21 protein-coding genes are annotated in these 19,674 nt (G+C 62.6%); 13 read left to right on the top strand and 8 right to left on the bottom strand.

The annotated features are described in order from the left end of the window. The first annotated feature begins 250 nt into the window (after positions 1–250). On the top strand, positions 251–991 hold the full coding sequence (locus LAC81_RS18075; protein WP_113535398.1) for a helix-turn-helix transcriptional regulator: 741 nt from the start codon (positions 251–253) through the stop codon (positions 989–991). Positions 992–1,110: 119 nt separating this feature from the next. After that, positions 1,111–4,569: a pyruvate carboxylase gene (gene pyc / locus LAC81_RS18070; protein WP_223725897.1), complete on the top strand. Its 3,459-nt coding sequence runs from the start codon at positions 1,111–1,113 to the stop codon at positions 4,567–4,569. A gap of 69 nt (positions 4,570–4,638) precedes the next feature. Here the strand turns inward: pyc and LAC81_RS18065 are convergent, their stop codons facing one another. From LAC81_RS18065 to LAC81_RS18050, 4 genes are all read right to left on the bottom strand, one after another. After that, complete coding sequence (locus tag LAC81_RS18065; RefSeq protein WP_223725896.1) at positions 4,639–5,400, bottom strand: amino acid ABC transporter ATP-binding protein; 762 nt, start codon at positions 5,398–5,400, stop codon at positions 4,639–4,641. After that, positions 5,397–6,077, bottom strand: coding sequence for an amino acid ABC transporter permease (locus LAC81_RS18060; RefSeq protein WP_113535395.1), 681 nt, complete (start codon positions 6,075–6,077; stop codon positions 5,397–5,399). Before LAC81_RS18060 ends, LAC81_RS18065 begins: the two co-directional genes overlap by 4 nt. 105 nt (positions 6,078–6,182) lie before the next feature. After that, a complete protein-coding gene (locus LAC81_RS18055) occupies positions 6,183–6,956 on the bottom strand; it encodes an amino acid ABC transporter substrate-binding protein (protein WP_223725895.1) in 774 nt (257 codons plus the stop codon). Next, positions 6,953–7,204 carry a hypothetical protein gene (locus LAC81_RS18050; RefSeq protein WP_223725894.1) on the bottom strand — a complete coding sequence of 84 codons (252 nt, stop codon included), beginning with the start codon at positions 7,202–7,204 and terminating at the stop codon, positions 6,953–6,955. The genes LAC81_RS18055 and LAC81_RS18050 overlap by 4 nt, the downstream gene beginning before the upstream one ends. A 25-nt stretch (positions 7,205–7,229) precedes the next feature. Here LAC81_RS18050 and LAC81_RS18045 point away from each other — a divergent pair, with 25 nt between their 5' ends. The 4 genes from LAC81_RS18045 to ispG all read left to right on the top strand — a co-directional run bounded on the left by LAC81_RS18045 (position 7,230) and on the right by ispG (position 11,080). Beyond that, a complete protein-coding gene (locus LAC81_RS18045; protein ID WP_223725893.1) occupies positions 7,230–8,015 on the top strand; it encodes a DeoR/GlpR family DNA-binding transcription regulator in 786 nt (261 codons plus the stop codon). Further along, positions 8,012–8,395 carry a VOC family protein gene (locus LAC81_RS18040; RefSeq protein ID WP_223725892.1) on the top strand — a complete coding sequence of 128 codons (384 nt, stop codon included), beginning with the start codon at positions 8,012–8,014 and terminating at the stop codon, positions 8,393–8,395. Before LAC81_RS18045 ends, LAC81_RS18040 begins: the two co-directional genes overlap by 4 nt. A gap of 29 nt (positions 8,396–8,424) precedes the next feature. Continuing rightward, positions 8,425–9,612 carry an MFS transporter gene (locus LAC81_RS18035; RefSeq protein WP_223725891.1) on the top strand — a complete coding sequence of 396 codons (1,188 nt, stop codon included), beginning with the start codon at positions 8,425–8,427 and terminating at the stop codon, positions 9,610–9,612. Between the two features lie 214 nt (positions 9,613–9,826). Then, positions 9,827–11,080 (top strand): flavodoxin-dependent (E)-4-hydroxy-3-methylbut-2-enyl-diphosphate synthase, encoded by a 1,254-nt coding sequence (ispG, locus tag LAC81_RS18030; protein ID WP_113535437.1) that lies wholly within the window; start codon positions 9,827–9,829, stop codon positions 11,078–11,080. Between the two features lie 33 nt (positions 11,081–11,113). On the opposite strand, the gene LAC81_RS18025 is transcribed toward ispG, so the two are convergent. The 3 genes from LAC81_RS18025 to LAC81_RS18015 all read right to left on the bottom strand — a co-directional run bounded on the left by LAC81_RS18025 (position 11,114) and on the right by LAC81_RS18015 (position 13,812). Further along, positions 11,114–11,755, bottom strand: coding sequence for a LysE family translocator (locus LAC81_RS18025; protein ID WP_223725890.1), 642 nt, complete (start codon positions 11,753–11,755; stop codon positions 11,114–11,116). Positions 11,756–11,837: 82 nt separating this feature from the next. After that, positions 11,838–12,893 carry a histidinol-phosphate transaminase gene (gene hisC, locus LAC81_RS18020; protein ID WP_223725889.1) on the bottom strand — a complete coding sequence of 352 codons (1,056 nt, stop codon included), beginning with the start codon at positions 12,891–12,893 and terminating at the stop codon, positions 11,838–11,840. 4 nt (positions 12,894–12,897) lie between these two features. Next, positions 12,898–13,812: a polyprenyl synthetase family protein gene (locus LAC81_RS18015; RefSeq protein ID WP_223725888.1), complete on the bottom strand. Its 915-nt coding sequence runs from the start codon at positions 13,810–13,812 to the stop codon at positions 12,898–12,900. Between the two features lie 145 nt (positions 13,813–13,957). Here LAC81_RS18015 and mtgA point away from each other — a divergent pair, with 145 nt between their 5' ends. The 5 genes from mtgA (at position 13,958) to LAC81_RS17990 (ending at position 17,203) form a co-directional block, all read left to right on the top strand. Continuing rightward, on the top strand, positions 13,958–14,731 hold the full coding sequence (mtgA, locus tag LAC81_RS18010) for a monofunctional biosynthetic peptidoglycan transglycosylase (protein ID WP_419195782.1): 774 nt from the start codon (positions 13,958–13,960) through the stop codon (positions 14,729–14,731). A gap of 103 nt (positions 14,732–14,834) precedes the next feature. Continuing rightward, complete coding sequence (locus LAC81_RS18005) at positions 14,835–15,551, top strand: DUF1868 domain-containing protein (protein ID WP_223725887.1); 717 nt, start codon at positions 14,835–14,837, stop codon at positions 15,549–15,551. 13 nt (positions 15,552–15,564) lie between these two features. Beyond that, entirely contained in the window at positions 15,565–16,212 is a 648-nt protein-coding gene (locus LAC81_RS18000; RefSeq protein WP_223725886.1) for a glutathione S-transferase family protein, read from the top strand. Positions 16,213–16,369: 157 nt separating this feature from the next. Further along, positions 16,370–16,555, top strand: a complete 186-nt coding sequence (rpmF, locus tag LAC81_RS17995; RefSeq protein WP_003543812.1) for a 50S ribosomal protein L32 — start codon at positions 16,370–16,372, stop codon at positions 16,553–16,555. A 246-nt stretch (positions 16,556–16,801) separates the two neighbouring features. Then, positions 16,802–17,203 (top strand): hypothetical protein, encoded by a 402-nt coding sequence (locus tag LAC81_RS17990; RefSeq protein ID WP_113535385.1) that lies wholly within the window; start codon positions 16,802–16,804, stop codon positions 17,201–17,203. A gap of 96 nt (positions 17,204–17,299) precedes the next feature. Here LAC81_RS17990 and phaR read toward each other — a convergent pair whose 3' ends face one another. Then, the gene (gene phaR / locus LAC81_RS17985) at positions 17,300–17,878 is read right to left on the bottom strand and encodes a polyhydroxyalkanoate synthesis repressor PhaR (protein ID WP_113535384.1); all 579 of its coding nucleotides are present in this window, start codon (positions 17,876–17,878) and stop codon (positions 17,300–17,302) included. Positions 17,879–18,102: 224 nt separating this feature from the next. Between phaR and LAC81_RS17980 the strand changes: the two genes are divergently transcribed. Together LAC81_RS17980 and LAC81_RS17975 are read left to right on the top strand one after the other, a co-directional pair. Then, entirely contained in the window at positions 18,103–19,284 is a 1,182-nt protein-coding gene (locus LAC81_RS17980; RefSeq protein WP_113535383.1) for an acetyl-CoA C-acetyltransferase, read from the top strand. Positions 19,285–19,297: 13 nt separating this feature from the next. After that, on the top strand, positions 19,298–19,657 hold the full coding sequence (locus LAC81_RS17975; RefSeq protein ID WP_223725885.1) for a hypothetical protein: 360 nt from the start codon (positions 19,298–19,300) through the stop codon (positions 19,655–19,657). The last annotated feature ends 17 nt before the right edge of the window (positions 19,658–19,674 follow it).

The raw sequence follows: 19,674 nt of genomic DNA, 5'->3' as shown, positions 1-19,674 counted from the left end.
GCGGCACAGGGAAGCCGTAGCCGGACGCATGGACAGCCACTCTCGTTTTCCCGTTTCGCTCGAGAGTGAGCTTGGCGAGAAACTCCATAGTCTGCTATCTGTCGTGCCAACTCCGATTTCTTGCATATTTCGCATAAGACCGGGCGTGGTATGACGGATTATCGCGGGTGCAACATGAATGGTCGCTGAACGGTGCCTTTATGTCCGGATTCGGAAATGCGACCATATGCATCTACCTGGAAGGTGATCCATGAACATTACGCTGCTCGTACAGTTTCTCGCGCTTCTGGAGGAGATGAAGACACGCGAGGAAATCATCCCGGAGTTCGAGCGCCTGCTCGATCGCTGCGGCTTCGATTTCTACGGCGTCGTTCGCCAGCCCAAGCCGCATGACAATCCGCTCAGGCTGCTTCTCGCCGGTCGCTGGCCGGAAGGCTGGCCGCAGATCTACATCCGCAAGAAGTTCGTGGTGATCGACCCGACCATCCGCTACCTCGGCCATGCGCAGCGCGGCTTCCGCTGGCGCGACACACTCTTTGCCTTCCGCTCCGATCCGCATCGCAAGCGCATGGAAAGCATGATGATCGAGGCCCGCAATCACGGTCTCTACGACGGCTATATCTTCCCGGTTCACGGCCGGCGCGGCCTGCTCGGCAACCTTACGGTCGGCGGCCGCGTCGTCGATCTCAGCCCGGTCGAGATCAGCCTCTTTGACGCCATCGCCAAGCGGTTGTTCTGGAAGCTCCTGGACCTGACCGATCCCGAGGTTTCGGCCGAGCTCGGCTCGCGCGTCGAGGTGCAGATGACGCGGCGCGAAATGGAGGCGCTCAACTATCTGGCCGACGGCATGACGTCCAACGACATCGGCAAGGTGCTCGATATTTCGAGCCACACGGTCGACTGGTACATGAACGGCATCCAGGAGAAGCTGAAGGGCAAGAACCGCCATCACGTCGTAGCGATTGCCTTCCGGCTCGGGCTCATCTCCTAGGAGTCAAAGGCTTTCGGTTTCCTGTCGCATCTGAAATTGCGCTCCGCTCAGTGACCCGCTAATACTTTATTTCGCGGGTGCAGCATTTCCCGCAATTTCAAGTCATTGAGGAGACCGACTTGCCTATCTCGAAGATCCTTGTTGCCAACCGTTCTGAAATTGCCATCCGCGTTTTCCGCGCTGCAAACGAACTCGGTCTGAAAACGGTCGCGATATGGGCGGAAGAAGATAAACTGGCGCTGCACCGCTTCAAGGCGGACGAAAGTTATCAGATCGGCCGCGGGCCGCACCTTGGCCGCGACCTCGGCCCGATCGAAAGCTATCTGTCGATCGACGAGGTGATCCGCGTCGCCAAGCTCTCGGGCGCCGACGCCATCCATCCGGGTTACGGCCTGCTTTCGGAAAGCCCCGAATTCGTCGATGCCTGTGACGCCGCCGGCATCATCTTCATCGGCCCGCGCCCGGCGACCATGCGCCAGCTCGGCAACAAGGTCGCGGCGCGCAACCTCGCCATTTCCGTCGGCGTGCCGGTCGTGCCGGCCACCGATCCGCTGCCGGAAGACGAAAAGGAAATCCATCGCCTTGCCGCCGAGATCGGCTATCCGGTCATGCTCAAGGCCTCCTGGGGCGGCGGCGGACGCGGCATGCGCGCCATTCGCGACCCGAAGGACCTGATCCGCGAGGTGACCGAAGCCAAGCGCGAGGCCAAGGCCGCCTTCGGCAAGGACGAGGTCTATCTCGAAAAGCTGGTCGAACGCGCCCGCCACGTCGAAAGCCAGATCCTCGGCGATACCCACGGCAATGTCGTGCACCTCTTCGAGCGTGATTGCTCGATCCAGCGCCGCAACCAGAAGGTCGTCGAGCGCGCGCCGGCGCCCTATCTCTCGGATGCGCAGCGCCAGGAACTGGCCGACTATTCGCTGAAGATCGCCAAAGCGACCAACTATGTCGGCGCCGGCACGGTCGAGTATCTGATGGACGTCAGTACCGGCAAATTCTACTTCATCGAAGTAAACCCGCGCATCCAGGTCGAGCACACCGTTACCGAAGTGGTGACCGGCATCGATATCGTCAAGGCGCAGATCCACATTCTCGACGGCGAGGCGATCGGCACGCCGGAATCGGGTGTGCCTGACCAGGCGAACATCCGCCTAAACGGCCACGCGCTGCAGTGCCGCATCACCACCGAGGATCCGGAACAGAACTTCATTCCCGACTACGGCCGTATCACCGGCTATCGCTCGGCGGCCGGCTTCGGCATCCGTCTCGACGGCGGCACGGCCTACACCGGCGCCTACATCACCCGCTACTATGATCCGCTGCTGGTCAAGGTCACGGCTTCGGGCAGCACGCCTCAGGAAGCGATCAGCCGCATGGACCGGGCGCTGCGCGAGTTCCGTATCCGCGGCGTTGCCACCAACCTCACCTTCCTCGAGGCGATCATCGGCCACGAGCAGTTCCGCAACAACACCTACACCACCCGCTTCATCGACACGACGCCGGAGCTTTTCCAGCAGGTCAGGCGCCAGGACCGTGCGACGAAGCTCTTGACCTACCTCGCCGACGTCACCGTCAACGGTCATCCGGAAGCAAAAGGGCGCCCGAAGCCGCCGGCGGATGCAGCCAAGCCCGTCGTGCCGTTCATTCAAGGGGACATTCCGGCCGGCACCAAGCAGAAGCTCGACGAACTCGGCCCGAAGAAATTCGCCGAATGGGTGCGCGGTGAAAAGCAGGTTTTCCTGACCGACACCACCATGCGCGACGGCCATCAGTCACTTCTTGCGACCCGCATGCGCACGCATGACATCGCTCGTGTCGCCGGCACCTACGCTCGCGCCCTGCCGCAGCTCTTCTCGCTCGAATGCTGGGGTGGCGCGACCTTCGACGTCTCCATGCGCTTCCTCACCGAAGACCCGTGGGATCGTCTTGCCCGCATTCGCGAGGATGCGCCGAACCTGCTTCTCCAGATGCTGCTGCGCGGCGCCAATGGCGTCGGCTACAAGAACTACCCCGACAACGTCGTGAAGTACTTCGTCCGCCAGGCGGCGAAGGGCGGCATCGACGTTTTCCGCGTCTTTGACTGCCTCAACTGGGTCGACAACATGCGCGTGTCGATGGAGGCCGTTGCCGAGGAGAATCGCATCTGCGAGGCGGCGATCTGCTATACCGGCGACATCCTCAACTCGGCGCGTCCGAAGTACGATCTCAAGTACTACACGGCGCTGGCGGCCGAGCTGGAAAAGGCCGGCGCGCACATGATCGCCGTCAAGGACATGGCGGGCCTGTTGAAGCCGGCGGCAGCGCGCGTGCTCTTCAAGGCACTGCGCGAAGCGACGGATCTGCCGATCCATTTCCACACGCACGACACCTCGGGCATCGCGGCTGCGACCGTGCTTGCTGCGGTTGAGACCGGCGTCGACGTGGTCGATGCGGCAATGGACGCGCTCTCCGGCAACACCTCGCAGCCCTGCCTCGGTTCTATCGTCGAAGCGCTGCGCGGCTCGGAGCGTGATCCGGGCCTCGACCCCGAATGGATCCGCCGCATCTCCTTCTATTGGGAAGCGGTGCGTTACCAGTACGCCGCCTTCGAAAGCGATCTCAAGGGACCGGCGTCGGAAGTCTACCTGCACGAAATGCCGGGCGGCCAGTTCACCAACCTCAAGGAACAGGCCCGTTCGCTCGGGCTTGAGACCAAGTGGCACCGCGTCGCCCAGGCCTATGCCGATGCCAACCAGATGTTCGGCGATATCGTCAAGGTGACGCCGTCTTCGAAGGTCGTCGGCGACATGGCGCTGATGATGGTTTCCCAGGATCTGACGGTTGCCGACGTCGAGAACCCGGCCAAGGACATCGCCTTCCCGGATTCGGTCATCTCGATGCTGAAGGGCGATCTCGGCCAGCCCCCGGGCGGTTGGCCGGAAGCGCTGCAGAAGAAGGCGCTGAAGGGTGAGAAGGCCTATACCGCCGTTCCGGGTTCGCTGTTACCGCCGGCGGATCTCGACGCGGAGCGCAAGGCGATCGAGGACAAGCTCGAGCGCAAGGTCGACGACTTCGAGTTCGCCTCCTACCTGATGTACCCCAAGGTCTTCACCGACTATGCGGTTGCCGCCGACACATATGGTCCGGTCAGCGTGCTGCCGACCCCGGCCTATTTCTACGGGCTGGCACCGGGCGAGGAGCTGCAGCCGGAAATCGAGCGGGGCAAGTCGCTGGTCATCCTGCACCAGGCCAAGAGCGAGCCGGACGAGAAGGGCATGGTCAAGGTGTTCTTCGAACTCAACGGTCAGCCGCGCCTGATCAAGGTTCCGGATCGCAACCGCAGTGCCGCAAGCGCCGTACGCCGCAAGGCCGAAGGCGGCAATGCAGCCCAACTCGGCGCGCCGATGCCGGGCGTCATCTCGACCGTTGCCGTTGCCGCCGGTCAGGCGGTCAAGGCCGGCGACGTGCTGCTCTCGATCGAGGCGATGAAGATGGAAACGGCACTGCACGCGGAGAAGGACGGCACGGTTTCCGAGGTGCTGGTACGCGCTGGCGATCAGATCGACGCCAAGGACCTGCTGATCGTCTTCGGCGCCTAAGGCTCCGTTCAGACATAGAGAAACGGCCGGATGCGAGTCCGGCCGTTTCCGTTTGTGCTTTTCGGCGTCTCAGATCTCGTAGTCGTGCGGGGCGCTTAGCGAGGCGATGAACTTCTTGGTTCGCTCGCGCTCGGGCGCCGAGAAGATCGTCTTCGGGGCGCCGCTTTCGACGACGACACCGCCGTCGAGGAAGATCACCTTGTCGGCAACGCGAGAGGCAAGGCGGAGATCGTGGGTCGCCATGACCATGGTCGTGCCTTCGCGCGCGAGCCGGCTCAGGACTTCGACCACTTCTTCCGCCAGTTCCGGATCGAGCGCCGAGGTCGGCTCGTCGCAGAGAAGCACGCGCGGTGACGGGGCAAGCGCACGGGCAATCGCCACGCGCTGCTGCTGGCCGCCGGAAAGGGTGGCCGGCCAGGCATCGGCCTTGTGCGCCATGCCGACCTTTTCGAGAAGCTCCATTGCCCGGGACTTCGCCCTGTCGGCCGGCCACTTCAGGACGGTGACCAAGCCTTCCATGACGTTGCCGAGTGCTGTCTGGTGCGGGAAGAGCTGGAAATTCTGGAACACCATGCCGGTCTGCCGGCGCAGCCGCTGGACCGCCGCCCAGCCGATCTTGCGGCCGGTGGCAAATTCGAGTTTCTCGTCACCGAGCTTGATCGATCCGGAGGTCGGGATCTCCAACAGGTTGATGCAGCGCAGCAGCGTGCTCTTGCCGCCGCCGGACGGGCCGACCAGCGCAGTCACCGTACCCTCGGCGAGCGCGACCGAGATATCCTTCAGCACGGGATTGTCGCCGAAGCGCTTTTCGATGTGGGAGAGCTCGATCAAGTGCGTGCCTCCAGGAAGCCGCCATATCGAGCAAAGCGTCGTTCCAGTCTGACCTGCAGGGCGGAAAGCACCGAGCTCATGGCGAGATAAATCAGCGCCGCCTCGATATAGAGGATCAGCGGCTCATAGGTGGTGGCGACGATGCGCTGTGCCGTCTGAAACATCTCGGGCACGGTGATGGCGGCGGCAAGCGAGGTGTCCTTCACCAGCGAGATGAAGGTGTTCGATAGCGGCGGCACGGCGACGCGCGTCGCCTGCGGCAGGATGGTGCGGCGCATCGCCTGGCTCCAGCTCATGCCGATCGAATAGGCCGCCTCCCATTGCCCGCGCGGGACCGAGGAAATCACGGCGCGAATGATCTCGGACGTATAGGCGCCGACATTCAGCGAGAAGCCGATGAGGGCGGCCGTGAAGGCATCGAGCAGGATGCCGGCGCTCGGCAGGCCGTAGAAGATCACGAAGAGCTGCACGAGCAGCGGCGTGCCGCGGATCACCCACACGTAGAAGCGCGCGATCAAGGCGACCGGTGCCGGTCCGAAGAGCCGGGCAACGGCGGTGACGAGACCGAGGATCAGACCGAAAACGAAGGAAAGCAGCGTCAGCGGGATGGTGAATGTCAGGCCGGCCCACAGCAGGGACGGCAGGGATTCCAGCATCAGTGGGAGCCAGGTGGTCAAGGGCGGGCCTTTCAAAAAGCGCGATCCGCCCCGGAGGCCGGAACGGATCGCTTTTCATAGCCGAGATTGGCCGGCTGAGAAACCGGCCGCAATGTCGGTCGGGGGTTACTTCGAGACGTCGGCGCCGAAGTACTTCTGCGAGATCTTGTCGTAGGTGCCGTCGGCCCTGATATCGACCAGCGCCTTGTTGATCGCTTCCAGGAGTTCCGGCTCGCCCTTGCGGATGATGATGCCGGAGAAGTCGGCGTCGGCCTGCTCGGCGGCGATCTTCACCGGGGCGTCGGGCTTCTTCTTCTTGAAGTCGAGGAAGGAGAGGCTGTCGTTGATCGTCGCATCGGCGCGGCCGGTCAAGACGAGCTGGATCGACTGGTCGAAGCCGTCGGTGCCGACGAGTTCGGCGCCGGACGCGGTTGCGATCTTGCCGAAGTTGCTAGTCAGCGACTGGGCCGACTTCTTGCCCTTGAGGTTATCGAAGCCCTTGATCTCCTCGTTGTCCGACTTGACGATCAGCACGGCCTTGGAGGCGATGTAGGGCTCGGAGAAGTCGTACTTCTTCTTGCGCTCTTCGGTGATGCCGACCTGGTTGATGACCGTGTCGTAACGGTTGGCGTCGAGGCCGGCGATCAAGCCGTCCCACTTGCCTTCGAGGAATTCGGCCTTCACGCCGAGCTTCTCGGCGACCGCCTGGCCGATCTCGACGTCGAAGCCGACGAGCGCGCCGGAGGCGTCGTGGTAGGTGAAGGGCGCATAGGTGCCCTCGGTGCCGATTTTCAGCACACCGGCAGATTTGATCGCGTTGAGGTTCTCGCCGGCTTCAGCGGAGCCAAGCGCGGCAACCTGCATCAGAGCAGCGGCAAACAGCGTGGGGAGGAGTTTCATCGTGATTTTCCATCTTCTTTCTGGCCCGGCCCGTCGTCCGGATTGAGCGGACAATCGCATAAAAGATCGGCGATCTGAGCGTATAAAACACCAATTCCCGAGCGTTTTGATGAAGAATTTTCTTCGAAATGGTGCCGTTTGCGCGCAAAGAGCTCGGTTTGCGGATTTTCAGGTCCTTCGCGATTTGGCTGGTTTTCGCGACTTGAAATCGGTTTCAAAATTGGATATGCACATTTGTAGCGATTCATGCACGTTTGTACACGGTTGGTGAAAATGTCGGGCGAACTCCTTCTTCGCGAGCGAAAGACGCTGATCCAGGAGCGGCTGAAGGCCAATGGCCGGGTGCTGGCTGTCGATCTTGCCGCTGAGCTCAATGTCTCCGAAGACACCATTCGCCGTGACCTCCGGGAAATGGCGGCGGCCGGTCTCTGCGAGCGCGTTTACGGTGGTGCGCTCCCGGTCGTTCCGGCGGCGCACAGCACTTTGAGGGAGCGGGTGGCGATGGCGCCGGAGCGCAAGGCCGCCCTTGCCTGTGCTGCCGCCGGGCTGATCAAGCCGGGCATGACCGTGTTTCTCGACGCCGGTTCGACCAATCTTGCGATCGCGCAACTGATCGAGCCGGACCTGCAGGTGACCGTCGTTACCAATACGCCGCTGATTGCCGCGGCCCTCATGGAAAAGCCAGGGGTGGATCTCATCCTGCTCGGCGGACCGCTCAACCGGGCAGTTGGGGCGGCGATCAGTGCGCGGGCGCAACGCGATGCGGAATTGCTCCGGCCCGACCTCTGCTATCTCGGCACCTGCGGCGCCGATGCTGTCGCCGGCCTGACGGCAATCTATTTCGAGGATGCGGAGTTCAAGCGGCTCGTCGCCCAGCGCAGCCGGCGTCTCGTCGTCGCCATCACCAGCGACAAACTCGGGACCGCAGCCCCCCACACCATCGCCAGCATCGACGAGAGGGCGACGTTGGTGCTGGAAGAGGATGCTCCGGCTGAGCATTGTGCGGCGTTCAAGGCGACGGGCGCAGATATTCTGATGGCGGGAGGGCCTGAGCAATGACGATTACCCATGTGGCGCTGTGGACCCGCGACCTCGAGGGCATTGCCGGTTTCTGGTCGTCCTTCTTCGGCGCCTCCGTCGGCGAAATCTACGAGAGCCGGCGCCGTCCGGGCTTCCGTTCGCGTTTCCTGAGGCTCGGCGATGGGCCCGCGGTCGAGATCATGGAAGGCCCTTGGGTTGCGCCGGGCGATCCGGCGCAGGAGCGTACCGGCCTTGCCCATGTGGCACTGTCGCTCGGCAGCGAGCAGGCGGTTGACGCGATGGCGGCGCGTGCCGAGGCCGAGGGCATACTGGTTGCGAAGCCGCGCTTTACCGGTGACGGCTTCTATGAGGCGGTCCTGCGCGACCCCGACGGAAATCTGATCGAAATCACAGTTTGAGCCGGACGATCCGGCACAGAGGCAAGACCATGGACCAACGTTCTCCCACCGCGCCCATCCGCCAGGGCTATATGACCCGCAACCGGCTGGCAGTCTCATTGCTCTTCCTATTGAACGGCTTCGTCATCGGCAGTTGGGCGCCGAAGATCCCTGAATTCAAGGACCGGCTCGGCATCAGCGAAAGCGTGCTCGGCCTGTTGATCCTGATGTTCGGTATCGGCTCGCTGGTGCTGATGCCGATTGCCGGCGGCTATATCGCCCGCGTGGGGTCTCAGAAGGTGGTCAAGGTCACCGCCATCATTCTGTCGCCGTTGCTTCTGCTCTTGACTCTAGTCCCCGATGTCTGGACGGCCGCCGTCGCCATGTTCCTGCTTGGTGGCTTCGCTGGCGCAATGGACGTCGCGATGAACGCCAACGCGGTGGAGGTCGAAAAATCCATGCGCCGGGCGATCATGTCGTCCTGCCATGCCTATTGGAGCCTCGGCGGCCTGATCGGTGCCGGAATCGGCGGCTTCCTCATGGCCCGCTTCGGCGTGCTGCCGCATGTCCTCGTCGTCACTGCGATCTGCCTGGCACTGATCGTCGCCGCCTGGCCGATGATCCTGGCCGACAAGCCGCATCCGGGTGCTGCCAAGGAAAAACTGCGCCTGCCAATGACGCCGCTTCCCTGGCTGATCGGCATCATGGCGCTGTTCTCGATGGTACCGGAGGGCACGGTGCTCGATTGGGGTGCGCTTTACCTGCGCAACGAACTTGGCGCTTCGGTGGAGCTTTCCGGCTTCGGCTTTGCCGCCTTCTCCGCCACCATGGCGACCATGCGTTTTGCCGGCGATTTCGTCCGGGACCGCTTCGGCGCCAAGCGCACCTTGCGCATCTGCACGGTGACGGCCCTCGTCGGCATGGTCATCGCGGGCACCGCACCCAATGCCTATGTCGCCATCCTCGGCTTTGCCATCGCCGGCATCGGCATCTCCAACATGGTGCCGATCGCGTTCTCGGCCGCCGGCAACATGCCGGGTCTGCAGCCGGGCATCGGCCTCTCGGTCGCGACCTTCATGGGTTATTCCGGCATGCTGTTCGCGCCGTCGCTGATCGGCTTCGTCGCCGAGCATACGGGCTTTGCCATCATCTTCGCATCGGTGCCGCTGCTCTTCGTCGTGGTGCTTTCGCTGTCGCACCATGCGGTGCATGCGGATCACGCCAAGGGGCACGAATGATCTATTGGGCCGCGGACGTGCTTGTTCTGCGCGGGTCGCAAGTGCGCCTTCAGCGAAAGGCCGCCATCAAATCGCCGTCAGGGCATGATGTCGCCGTTGACAATCAGGCTTTCCTCATCCACCTGAAAGGCAAATGGCCAGGGCGGGTTGAGGAAAGTCCATGTGGGTTGTACCCGCATCCGCGCCCGGCTTAGTGACCTACGAAGAGGCCTTCATGTCTTCCGCCTTCGATTACGACCCGCAGCCCCGCCGCGCCTCCGTTGCCGTCGACGTCGGTGGTGTCATCGTCGGGGGCGGGGCGCCGGTCGTGGTCCAGTCGATGACCAACACCGACACGGCCGATATCGATGCGACCGTGGCCCAGGTGGCCGCGCTCCACAAGGCCGGCTCGGAACTGGTGCGCATCACCGTCGACCGTGACGAAAGCGCTGCCGCCGTGCCGAAGATCCGCGAGCGGCTCGAGCGCCTCGGCCTGGATGTCCCGCTCGTCGGCGATTTCCACTATATCGGCCACAAGCTGCTTTCCGACCATCCGGCCTGCGCCGAGGCGCTGGCGAAATACCGCATCAATCCGGGCAATGTCGGCTTCAAGGACAAGAAGGACAAGCAGTTCGCCGAGATCGTCGAGATGGCGATCCGCTACGACAAGCCGGTGCGCATCGGCGTCAATTGGGGTTCGCTCGATCAGGAGCTGCTGACGCGGCTGATGGACGAGAACAAGGCTAACGGCTTTCCGCTGACCGCCCAAGAAGTGACGCGCGAAACGATCGTGCAATCGGCGTTGCTGTCGGCTGAACTTGCCGAAGAGATCGGCTTGCCGCGCAACCGCATCATCCTCTCGGCCAAGGTCTCGGGCGTTCAGGACCTGATCGCCGTCTACGCCATGCTGTCGGCCCGTTCAGACCATGCGCTGCATCTCGGCCTCACCGAAGCCGGTATGGGCACCAAGGGCATCGTCGCTTCGTCGGCCTCGCTCGGCATCCTGATGCAGCAGGGCATCGGTGACACGATCCGCATCTCTCTGACGCCGGAGCCCGGCGGCGACCGCACCCGCGAGGTGCAGGTGGCGCAGGAACTGCTGCAGGTCATGGGCTTCCGCCAGTTCATTCCCGTCGTTGCCGCCTGTCCCGGCTGCGGCCGCACCACGTCCACGGTGTTCCAGGAACTCGCCCAGAAGATTCAGGACGATATCCGCCGCAACATGCCAGTCTGGCGTGAGAAGTATCCCGGCGTCGAGGGGCTGAAGGTCGCGGTCATGGGCTGCATCGTCAACGGCCCGGGTGAAAGCAAGCATGCCGATATCGGCATCTCGCTGCCCGGAACCGGCGAAATGCCGGCAGCTCCGGTCTTCATCGACGGCGAGAAGGCGATGACGTTGCGTGGTCCCAACATCGCCGGTGACTTCGAGACGCTCGTGTCCGACTATATCGAGAAGCGCTACGGCCGTGGCCAGGCGGCTGCTGAGTAAACGGGTGCAGTCCGAGACTGGACGGCCTCAGACCTAAAGCCGCGACGTCAGCAACTTCAGCCCCGCAAAGGCGAAGAAGCCGGCCATAAGGCTCTCGATCACCCGCTTGGACCTGAGATAGGCACGGTGGACCGGTGACAGCGAGAAGACGATCGCAAAGCCGCAGAAGGTCATCAAGCCCAGAACCATACAGCCGCCGATGAAGGTGGCAGTGACGCCGACGGGCGCACCTTCGGGCATGCCGAGCGAAACCAGCATGATCCAGGAGAAGATCGCCTTGGGGTTCGTGAGGTGGATGCCGAGCCCCTTGAGATAGAGCCGCTTCAGCGATGTCTGCGCCTTCGCCACCGGCACGATCGTGCTTCTGTCGGTGCGCATGGCGGCTCGCAGCGCGTTATAGGCAAGCCAGAAGAGATAACAGGCGCCGGCGATCTTGAGCACGACGATCGCATGGCCATAGGCGCGGATGAGAGCCGAGAGGCCTGACGCCGTGAGCATCGCCCAGGTGTAGCTTCCGGTGAGTACGCCGAGGGCAAGCGCCAGGCCCGCTTTCCGTCCCTGGCTGACCGACGTGGTGATGATCGCGAGGATCGCTGGCCCCGGCGAAGCGGTCGCGATCAGATACGCAGTCCAGGCGATGAGAAGCTGTGGCAGATAGGGCGTAGGGTCGAACATGTGACAAGCTCCGGCTCGGTTGCCGAAGGCTAGATCAGTTCATCGCCGGTTTGAAACGGCGAAATGTCACCGAGACAAGATGTCAGAGAATCTCGTCGAGCGCCTCGATCAGACGGGCGCATTCCTGATCGGTTCCGATGGTGATGCGCAGGAAATCGCCGATGCGCGGCTTGGCGAAATGGCGCACCAGCACGGCACGCTCGCGCAGCGCCTTCATCAGCGGTTCACCGCTATGGTCGGGATGGCGGGCGAAAACGAAGTTTGCCGACGAGGGCAGAACCTCGAAGCCGCGCGTCGTCAGATCGGCCGCAAGGCGCTCGCGCGACGCGATGATCTTGGCGCGGGTTTCCTCGAACCAGGCGTCGTCCTCGATCGCGGCGACGGCTCCGGCCTGGGCCGGACGGCCGAGCGGATAGGAATTGAAGCTGTCCTTCACCCGCTCCAACGCCTCGATCAGCGGGCGCTGACCGATGGCGAAGCCGACGCGCAGGCCCGCAAGCGCACGCGACTTGGAGAAGGTCTGAACGACCAGCAGATTCTCGTATTTCGAAACCAGCGTTGCGGCGGTCTCTCCGCCGAAGTCGACATAGGCTTCGTCGATAACGACGGGATGATCCGGGTGCGCCGCGACGAGCCGCTCGATCTCGGCGAGCGGCAGGGCAATGCCGGTCGGCGCATTGGGGTTCGGCAGGATGATCGCGCCGCAGGGCCGGTCATAGTCGGCAATATCGATCGCGAAGCGATCACTGAGCGGGATCTCGACCGCGTCGATCTCGAAGAGCCGCGCATAGGTCGAATAGAAGCTGTAGGAAATATCCGGGTAGAGCAGCGGTGCGTCATGCTTGAGCAGGCCGGCGAAAATGTGCGCCAATACCTCGTCCGAGCCGTTGCCGACAAAGACTTCGTCCGCCGTCACGTCATAGCGCGTGGCAATCGCCTGGCGCAGCTTCAGCGCCAGCGGGTCGGGATAGAGGCGGAGGTCGCTGCTCGCTGCAGCGCCGATCGCGTCGAGCACCTTCCCAGAGGGGCCATAGGGGCATTCGTTGGTGTTGAGCTTCACCAGATTGGCGATGCGCGGCTGTTCGCCAGGCACATAGGGCTTCAGCTTGGAGACGATCGGCGACCAGTACTTGCTCATGGAGCTAGCTCCTGCGGTTGGCGATGAAGCGGGCGGTTTCGACGAGAATGGCCGAGCGCTCGCCATAGGGCTCAAGCAGGGCTTCGGCCTCTGTGACCAGTTGCTCCAGCCGGTCTTCCGCCCAGGCCTGGCCGTGCAGCGCAACCAGCGTGCCCTTGCCACGGGCAGCATCCTTGCCGGTTGCCTTGCCCATAGTCTCTGCATCGGCGGTAAGGTCGAGCAGGTCGTCGGCAAGCTGGAAAGCAAGGCCGATCTTTTCGCCGAAGGCACGGAGCCGGGCGCGGTCGCTTTTCGACGCTCCGGCGACGATGGCGCCGGCCTCGCAGGCAAAGCGGATGAGGGCGCCCGTCTTCATTGCCTGCAGCGTGACGATGCCGGCTTCGTCCGGCGCCGATTTTTCCGCCGCCAGATCGAGTGCCTGTCCACCAGCCATGCCACCGTGACCGGCGGCGCGTCCGAGCGCCAGAACCAGTTCCACCTTCTGCGCATCCGAAAGCCTTGTCTCGGGTGCTGCTATGATGTCGAAGGCGAAGGTCAGCAGGCTGTCGCCGGCAAGGATCGCCGTCGCCTCGTCGTAGGCTTTGTGCACGGTCGGCTGACCGCGGCGCATGTCGTCGTCGTCCATCGCCGGCAGGTCGTCATGGATGAGGGAATAGCAGTGCACACATTCGAGTGCTGCACCAACGCGCACGGATGCATCGGCATTGCCACCGAGAAGATCGGCGCATTCGATCACCAGGAAGGGGCGGAGCCGCTTTCCGCCGTTCAGCACCCCGTGGCGCATGGCGGCGAGCAGGTTGGCCGGTCGCGTGATCTCGCCCGCCGCCGTCGTCGGGCCGAGCAGGCGCTCGAGTAGAGCTTCGACAGCGCGGGCATTGCCGGCGAGACGGAGGATGAAAGGCGATGTTTCCTGGCTCATGCGCGCTCTTTGGCACGGGCGAAGAGGGCTTTCAACGGGGATTCGTGTCGCAGCCGCGCGCTTTCCCTGGGACAGCTGTGTGGGCGCCTTGCGTTTTGCCATAAAGCCCGTTCAACTCTGCCGGCGCATGCACTAAGAGAAGCGGATGGACAGCGAGGTGAACAGTCAGGCCGTGAACGTCGTTCCGGAAGCGCGCGAGGAGGGCGAAGTGCCTTCCAGTCGCTGGTCTTCGCTTCGCCGCACGTTACGCACGAGACGCCGCCAGATCATCCTGGCCGTCCTCGGCTTTGTCGCCTTGCCCTATGTGCTGATCGTTCTCTATCTTGTCGAGTTCATTCACCCGGTTTCGACGCTGATGCTGCGAGATCTCGTCCTGCTTCGCGGCTACGATCGTCAGTGGGTCGAGTTCGACAACATCGCGCCGGTGCTGGTGCAATCGGTGATGATGTCGGAGGACGGCCAGTTCTGCGCCCATGACGGCGTCGACTGGGGCCAGATGCGCGGCGTGGTCCAAGATGCGCTCGAAGGGGAATCGACCCGCGGCGCCAGCACCATCCCGATGCAGACGGTCAAGAACCTCTACCTCTGGAACGGTCGCTCCTTCCTGCGCAAAGGCATGGAATTGCCGCTGGCTGTCGCCGCCGATTTCGTCTGGAGCAAGCGGCGGATGATGGAGATCTACCTGAACATCGCCGAATGGGGCGACGGGATCTACGGTATCGAGGCTGCGGCTCGCCACCATTTCGGGGTTTCCGCGTCGAAGCTTTCGCGCCGGCAGGCAGCACTGCTCGCGGTTTCGCTGCCCAACCCGAAGGAGCGCAACGCCGGCAAGCCGGGCCGCGGGCTCAAGCGTCTGGCGAACCTGATCGAGCGCCGCGCCAGCCGCTCCGGCGGCTACATCACCTGCCTTTATGATTAGGATCAGACCTTTTCATTGGATGCCGTCGCCGGCCGATGTCATCCTCGCGTAGTAGAGTTCTGCCATCTGGGCCTCTCTCCGTTTGAAAGGCCTCGTCTCTGCCATGATTTCGATCTCTCCTTCGCTTCTCGCCTTCGGCCGCAGCGCCAATGATGCTCCGCCGAAACATCTTGGAACCCGCTACGGCACCGACGGCTGTTTCCTGCGCGAGCCGGGCAACACGGTTGTCTCCCACGTCACCGCCGGATCGCCGTCAGAGCTTGCCGTGCTCGCAGTGCGCGATCGTCTGCTGGCGATGCCCGAGGCGGAGCAGTTCGCCTTCACCGATCCGTCCAGCCTGCACATGACGATCTTCCAGGGCATCATCGAGTATCGCCGCAGGCTGCCCTATTGGCCCGTTGACATGCCCTTCGACACGTCGATCGACGCGATGACCGAACACTACTGCGCACGGCTCAAGAATTTTGCGCCGCTGCAGCCCTTCCGGGCGCGGGTGACGGATGTGACGCCGACCGGTCTTGCGCTCGAGGGCGATAGCGCTGCCGATCGCGCTCATCTCAAGGCTTGGCGAGATGCTTTCGCCGCGGTCTTCGGTTATCGGCATCCGGATCATGACAACTACGCGTTTCACATCACCTTCGCCTATGTCATCGACTGGCTCGATGACGCGGCACTGCCGCGCTGGCAGGAGATGTTGAGCGACCAACTTGCCTATCTCAGGGAACGGGTGCCGGTGATCGAGCTCGATCCGCCGGCTTTCTGCTCCTTCGAGGACATGAACCATTTCGAGGAACTGATCGTTTTCTCGGACAGACCTTAGCCAAGGAACAGAAATGACCGGACTTATCCTTTACGTCGGCAACAAGAACTATTCATCCTGGTCGATGCGGCCCTGGATGGCGATGAGCGCCGCGGGCATCGATTTCGAGGACGTGGTCATTCCCTTCGACTTTGCGGCGGGCAATCCCGAAATCCGTGCGGTCTCGCCGACGGGGCGTGTGCCGTTGCTACGGCATGGCGAACTGCTCGTCTGGGAATCGCTGGCGATCATCGAATACGTCGCCGAGCTCTTTCCCAATGCCGGGCTCTGGCCCGCGGATCGTGAGGCCCGCGCCCGGGCGCGCAGCTATTCCATAGAGATGCTCTCCGGTTTCCGGGCGTTACGCGGTGCCTGCCCGATGAATGTCCGCCGGGAGAAGCAGGCTCTTGAGGTGGATGCCGACGTTCGCGCCGATGTCGCCCGCATCGAGCAAATCTGGAAGCAAGCGCTTGCCCGATCCGGCGGCCCGTTCCTCTTCGGCGCCTTCGGTGCAGCAGACGCGATGTACGCTCCTGTGGTTAGCCGTTTCGACGTCTATGATCTCGTTGCGGATCAGGAATCGCTCGGATACATGCAACGGATGAAGGCGCATCCCGCCTACCGAAAGTGGGAAGAGGCGGCCCGCGCCGAGCCGTGGGTCGTTCCCGAAGACGAGGTCTGAATCGGTTCCGCCAGATCTTGAGTCGAAAAATTGCGGCTGGGGACTGGTCAAGCGGGAGTTGGCCATGTATAAGCGCGCCAAATTTCCGTGATTGACATCTGTTTAACACGGCCATTTCGGCTGCTGAACAGTGTTTGCCCGATAAGTGGAGAATGAAATGGCTGTACCTAAAAGAAAAACGAGCCCGTCCAAGCGTGGCATGCGCCGTTCCGCTGACGCCCTCAAGGCTCCGACCTACGTCGAAGACAAGAACTCGGGCGAACTGCGCCGTCCGCACCACATCGACCTGAAGACCGGCATGTACCGTGGCCGTCAGGTTCTGACCCCGAAGGAAAGCGCATAAGCGTTTCCGTTCGTGGAATGGTTCAAAGGGCTGGCTCTGCCGGCCCTTTTGTTTTGCGTCTGACATTTTCTCGCTTGGACCCTGTGCTATCCGCAGGAGCTAGAGCATCACGCTGCAAGTGAAGTCGCTGGAAGCGGAGAGGTGCTTTACACCCTAAGTGCTGGAGCGTCCTTGGTGCGTTCAAACGACCGCACAGCGCCCTAGGCCTGAAGACGCCGCAAGACGCGGCAAAGGAGTTCGTGCCCGATGCTCGCTGCCGTGCCGCTGCTGATCCTGCCTTTCGTTATCTACAATCTCGCGATGATTGGAATGTTCGGCGGTATTGCCGGGCTGAATGCCGAGATGTTGTCGTTGTCCATGCTGTCGGGCGCGACCTGGACGATGCGCTTCGGCGACCTCCTGATCGTCGTTGCACTGCTGTTGCTCTTCGTCGAATTGCTGAAGGCGACCCGCACGAGCACGCGTGCGCTGATGGATCACCTGTTGTCGATGATCCTGTTCATCGTCTTTTTGATCGAATTCCTGTTGCTGGCACCGGCCGCCACCCAGCTCTTCTTCATCCTGATGACGATCAGCTTCATCGATGTCATCGCCGGTTTTGCCGTCTCGATGCGTTCGGCCGGCCGCGACGTCTCGATCGGTCTTTAGGAGCCGACCCGATCCTGGGCGTAACCCAGTCCAGGGCACGTACGAACGCAAGCAAATGAGGCGGGTGGTTCACCCGCCTTTGCGAAAAAGGCGTGCTTAGCCGAGATTGTCGAGCTTGGTCTGGAGCGCGCGAAGCTGCTCCTTGAGCTCGTCGATATCCTTAGCCTCGGCCTTCTTGGTTTCCTTCACCGGCGGAGCGGTGATGAAGGGCGAGAACATCTGCATCGCCTGATGAAACATCTCGGTATTGCGACGGACCTGCTCTTCGACAAGTTGCAACGGAGCCTGCAGGTTCTTGCCGAGCGGCGTGTCGCCGAAGGCCTTGTTGATCTGCTCGCGCATCTGCGACTGTTGTTCGGTGAAAGCCTGCATCGAGTGCTCGAGATAGCTCGGCACCACCATCTGCATCTGGTCGCCGTAGAACGAGATCAGCTGGCGCAGGAACGAGATCGGCAGAAGCGTATTGCCGGTCTTGGATTCCTGCTCGAAGATGATCTGCGTCAGCACGGAATGGGTGATGTCCTCTCCGGACTTCGCGTCCTGGACGATGAAATCTTCGCCCTTCTTCACCATGACAGCCAGGTCGTCGAGCGTGACATAGGTGCTGGTCCCGGTGTTGTAGAGCCGCCGGTTCGCATATTTTTTTATAACGATCTGGCCTTCGTGCTTCGCCATCAGGGTCTCCTCTCACCCATCATCCCGTCTTTATTGCGTTTTTCAGAGTATCCGCAAAAGAGCGCCGCTGACAATGTCTTTGTGCGTTGCGACGACGCAAGTGCGAAATCTTGCGGCTGCGTCTTGAGTGACGGTTTTGTGGCACTGCATCAAGGCGTTTGACTTGCGTCGCGCGCTTTGCCAGTCTGCTTTCATTAGGCAAGAAAGATCTGAGGAAACGTCCCATGAGCAACCCCTCCATCGTGATCGCCAGCGCCGGCCGCACCGCGGTCGGATCCTTCAACGGAGCGTTCGGCAACACCCCGGCACATGAGCTCGGCGCCGCCGTCATCAAGGGCGTGCTCGAGCGCGCAGGTGTCGAAGCGGGCGAAGTCGACGAAGTGATCCTCGGCCAGGTCCTGCAGGCCGGCGAGGGCCAGAACCCGGCGCGCCAGGCAGCGATGAAGGCGGGTGTCCCACAGGAAAAGACCGCCTGGGGCATGAACCAGCTCTGCGGTTCCGGCCTTCGTGCGGTCGCACTCGGCATGCAGCAGATTGCAACCGGTGATGCGGATATCATCGTCGCCGGCGGCATGGAGTCGATGTCGATGGCGCCGCATTGCTCGCATCTTCGCGGCGGCGTGAAGATGGGCGACTTCAAGATGATCGACACGATGATCAAGGACGGCCTGACCGACGCCTTCTACGGCTATCACATGGGCATCACCGCCGAGAACGTCGCCCGCCAGTGGCAGCTCAGCCGCGAAGAGCAGGACACCTTCGCGCTCGCCTCGCAGAACAAGGCAGAAGCGGCCCAGAAGGCCGGGCGCTTTGCCGACGAGATCATCCCGTTCATCGTCAAGGGTCGCAAGGGCGACGTCACCGTCGACCAGGACGAATACATCCGCCACGGTGCAACGCTCGACCAGATGACGAAGCTTCGTCCGGCCTTCGACAAGGAAGGCACGGTCACCGCGGGCAACGCCTCCGGCCTCAATGACGGCGCCGCCGCCACACTTTTGATGACCGAAGCGCAGGCTTCCAAGCGCGGCATCCAGCCGCTTGCCCGCATCGTTTCCTGGGCAACGGCCGGCGTTGATCCGCAGGTCATGGGCACCGGCCCGATCCCGGCATCGCGCAAGGCGCTGGCGAAAGCTGGCTGGGCGATCGGTGACGTCGAGCTTGTGGAAGCCAACGAGGCCTTCGCTGCCCAGGCCTGCGCGGTCAACAAGGACCTCGGCTGGGATCCGTCGATCGTCAACGTCAACGGCGGCGCGATCGCCATCGGCCATCCGATCGGTGCTTCCGGTGCGCGCGTGCTCAACACGCTTCTCTTCGAAATGAAGCGCCGCGGCGTTTCCAAGGGGCTTGCAACGCTCTGCATCGGCGGCGGCATGGGCGTCGCCATGTGCGTCGAACGGCTCTAGTCGGTTTGGCGGCATGAACAGCGCCAGGTGGGTTCCGTTTTCCCTCTTGCTGGCCGGTTCGCCGATCGTTTCTGCACATGCCAATCCCGCGCCTCTCGAGGAGGCGCGGTTGGTTCAGTGCATGCTGGAACATACGACTTCTGATGAGGAGGGCGTGTTCAAGGACGTGATGGTTGCCGCCTTGAACGATGACAGTGGTGCGCTGAAGGCGTCGCTGGAACAACTCAGTACACTGATGATGGAACTCGCGCTCACCAAGTGCGAGGTGGGAATGCCTATGCTCGCGACGCCGCAGTTTCAGGCGGCCGCCGAGCTCTACGGGCAACAGATCGGCGAAAAGCTGATGAAGAAGGCCTTTGAGAAACTGAATTGATCAAGTGGGAGGCGTGC

This window comes from Ensifer adhaerens (genome assembly GCF_020035535.1).
Classification (GTDB): domain Bacteria; phylum Pseudomonadota; class Alphaproteobacteria; order Rhizobiales; family Rhizobiaceae; genus Ensifer.
This window is presented reverse-complemented; position numbering and strand designations above follow the sequence as displayed.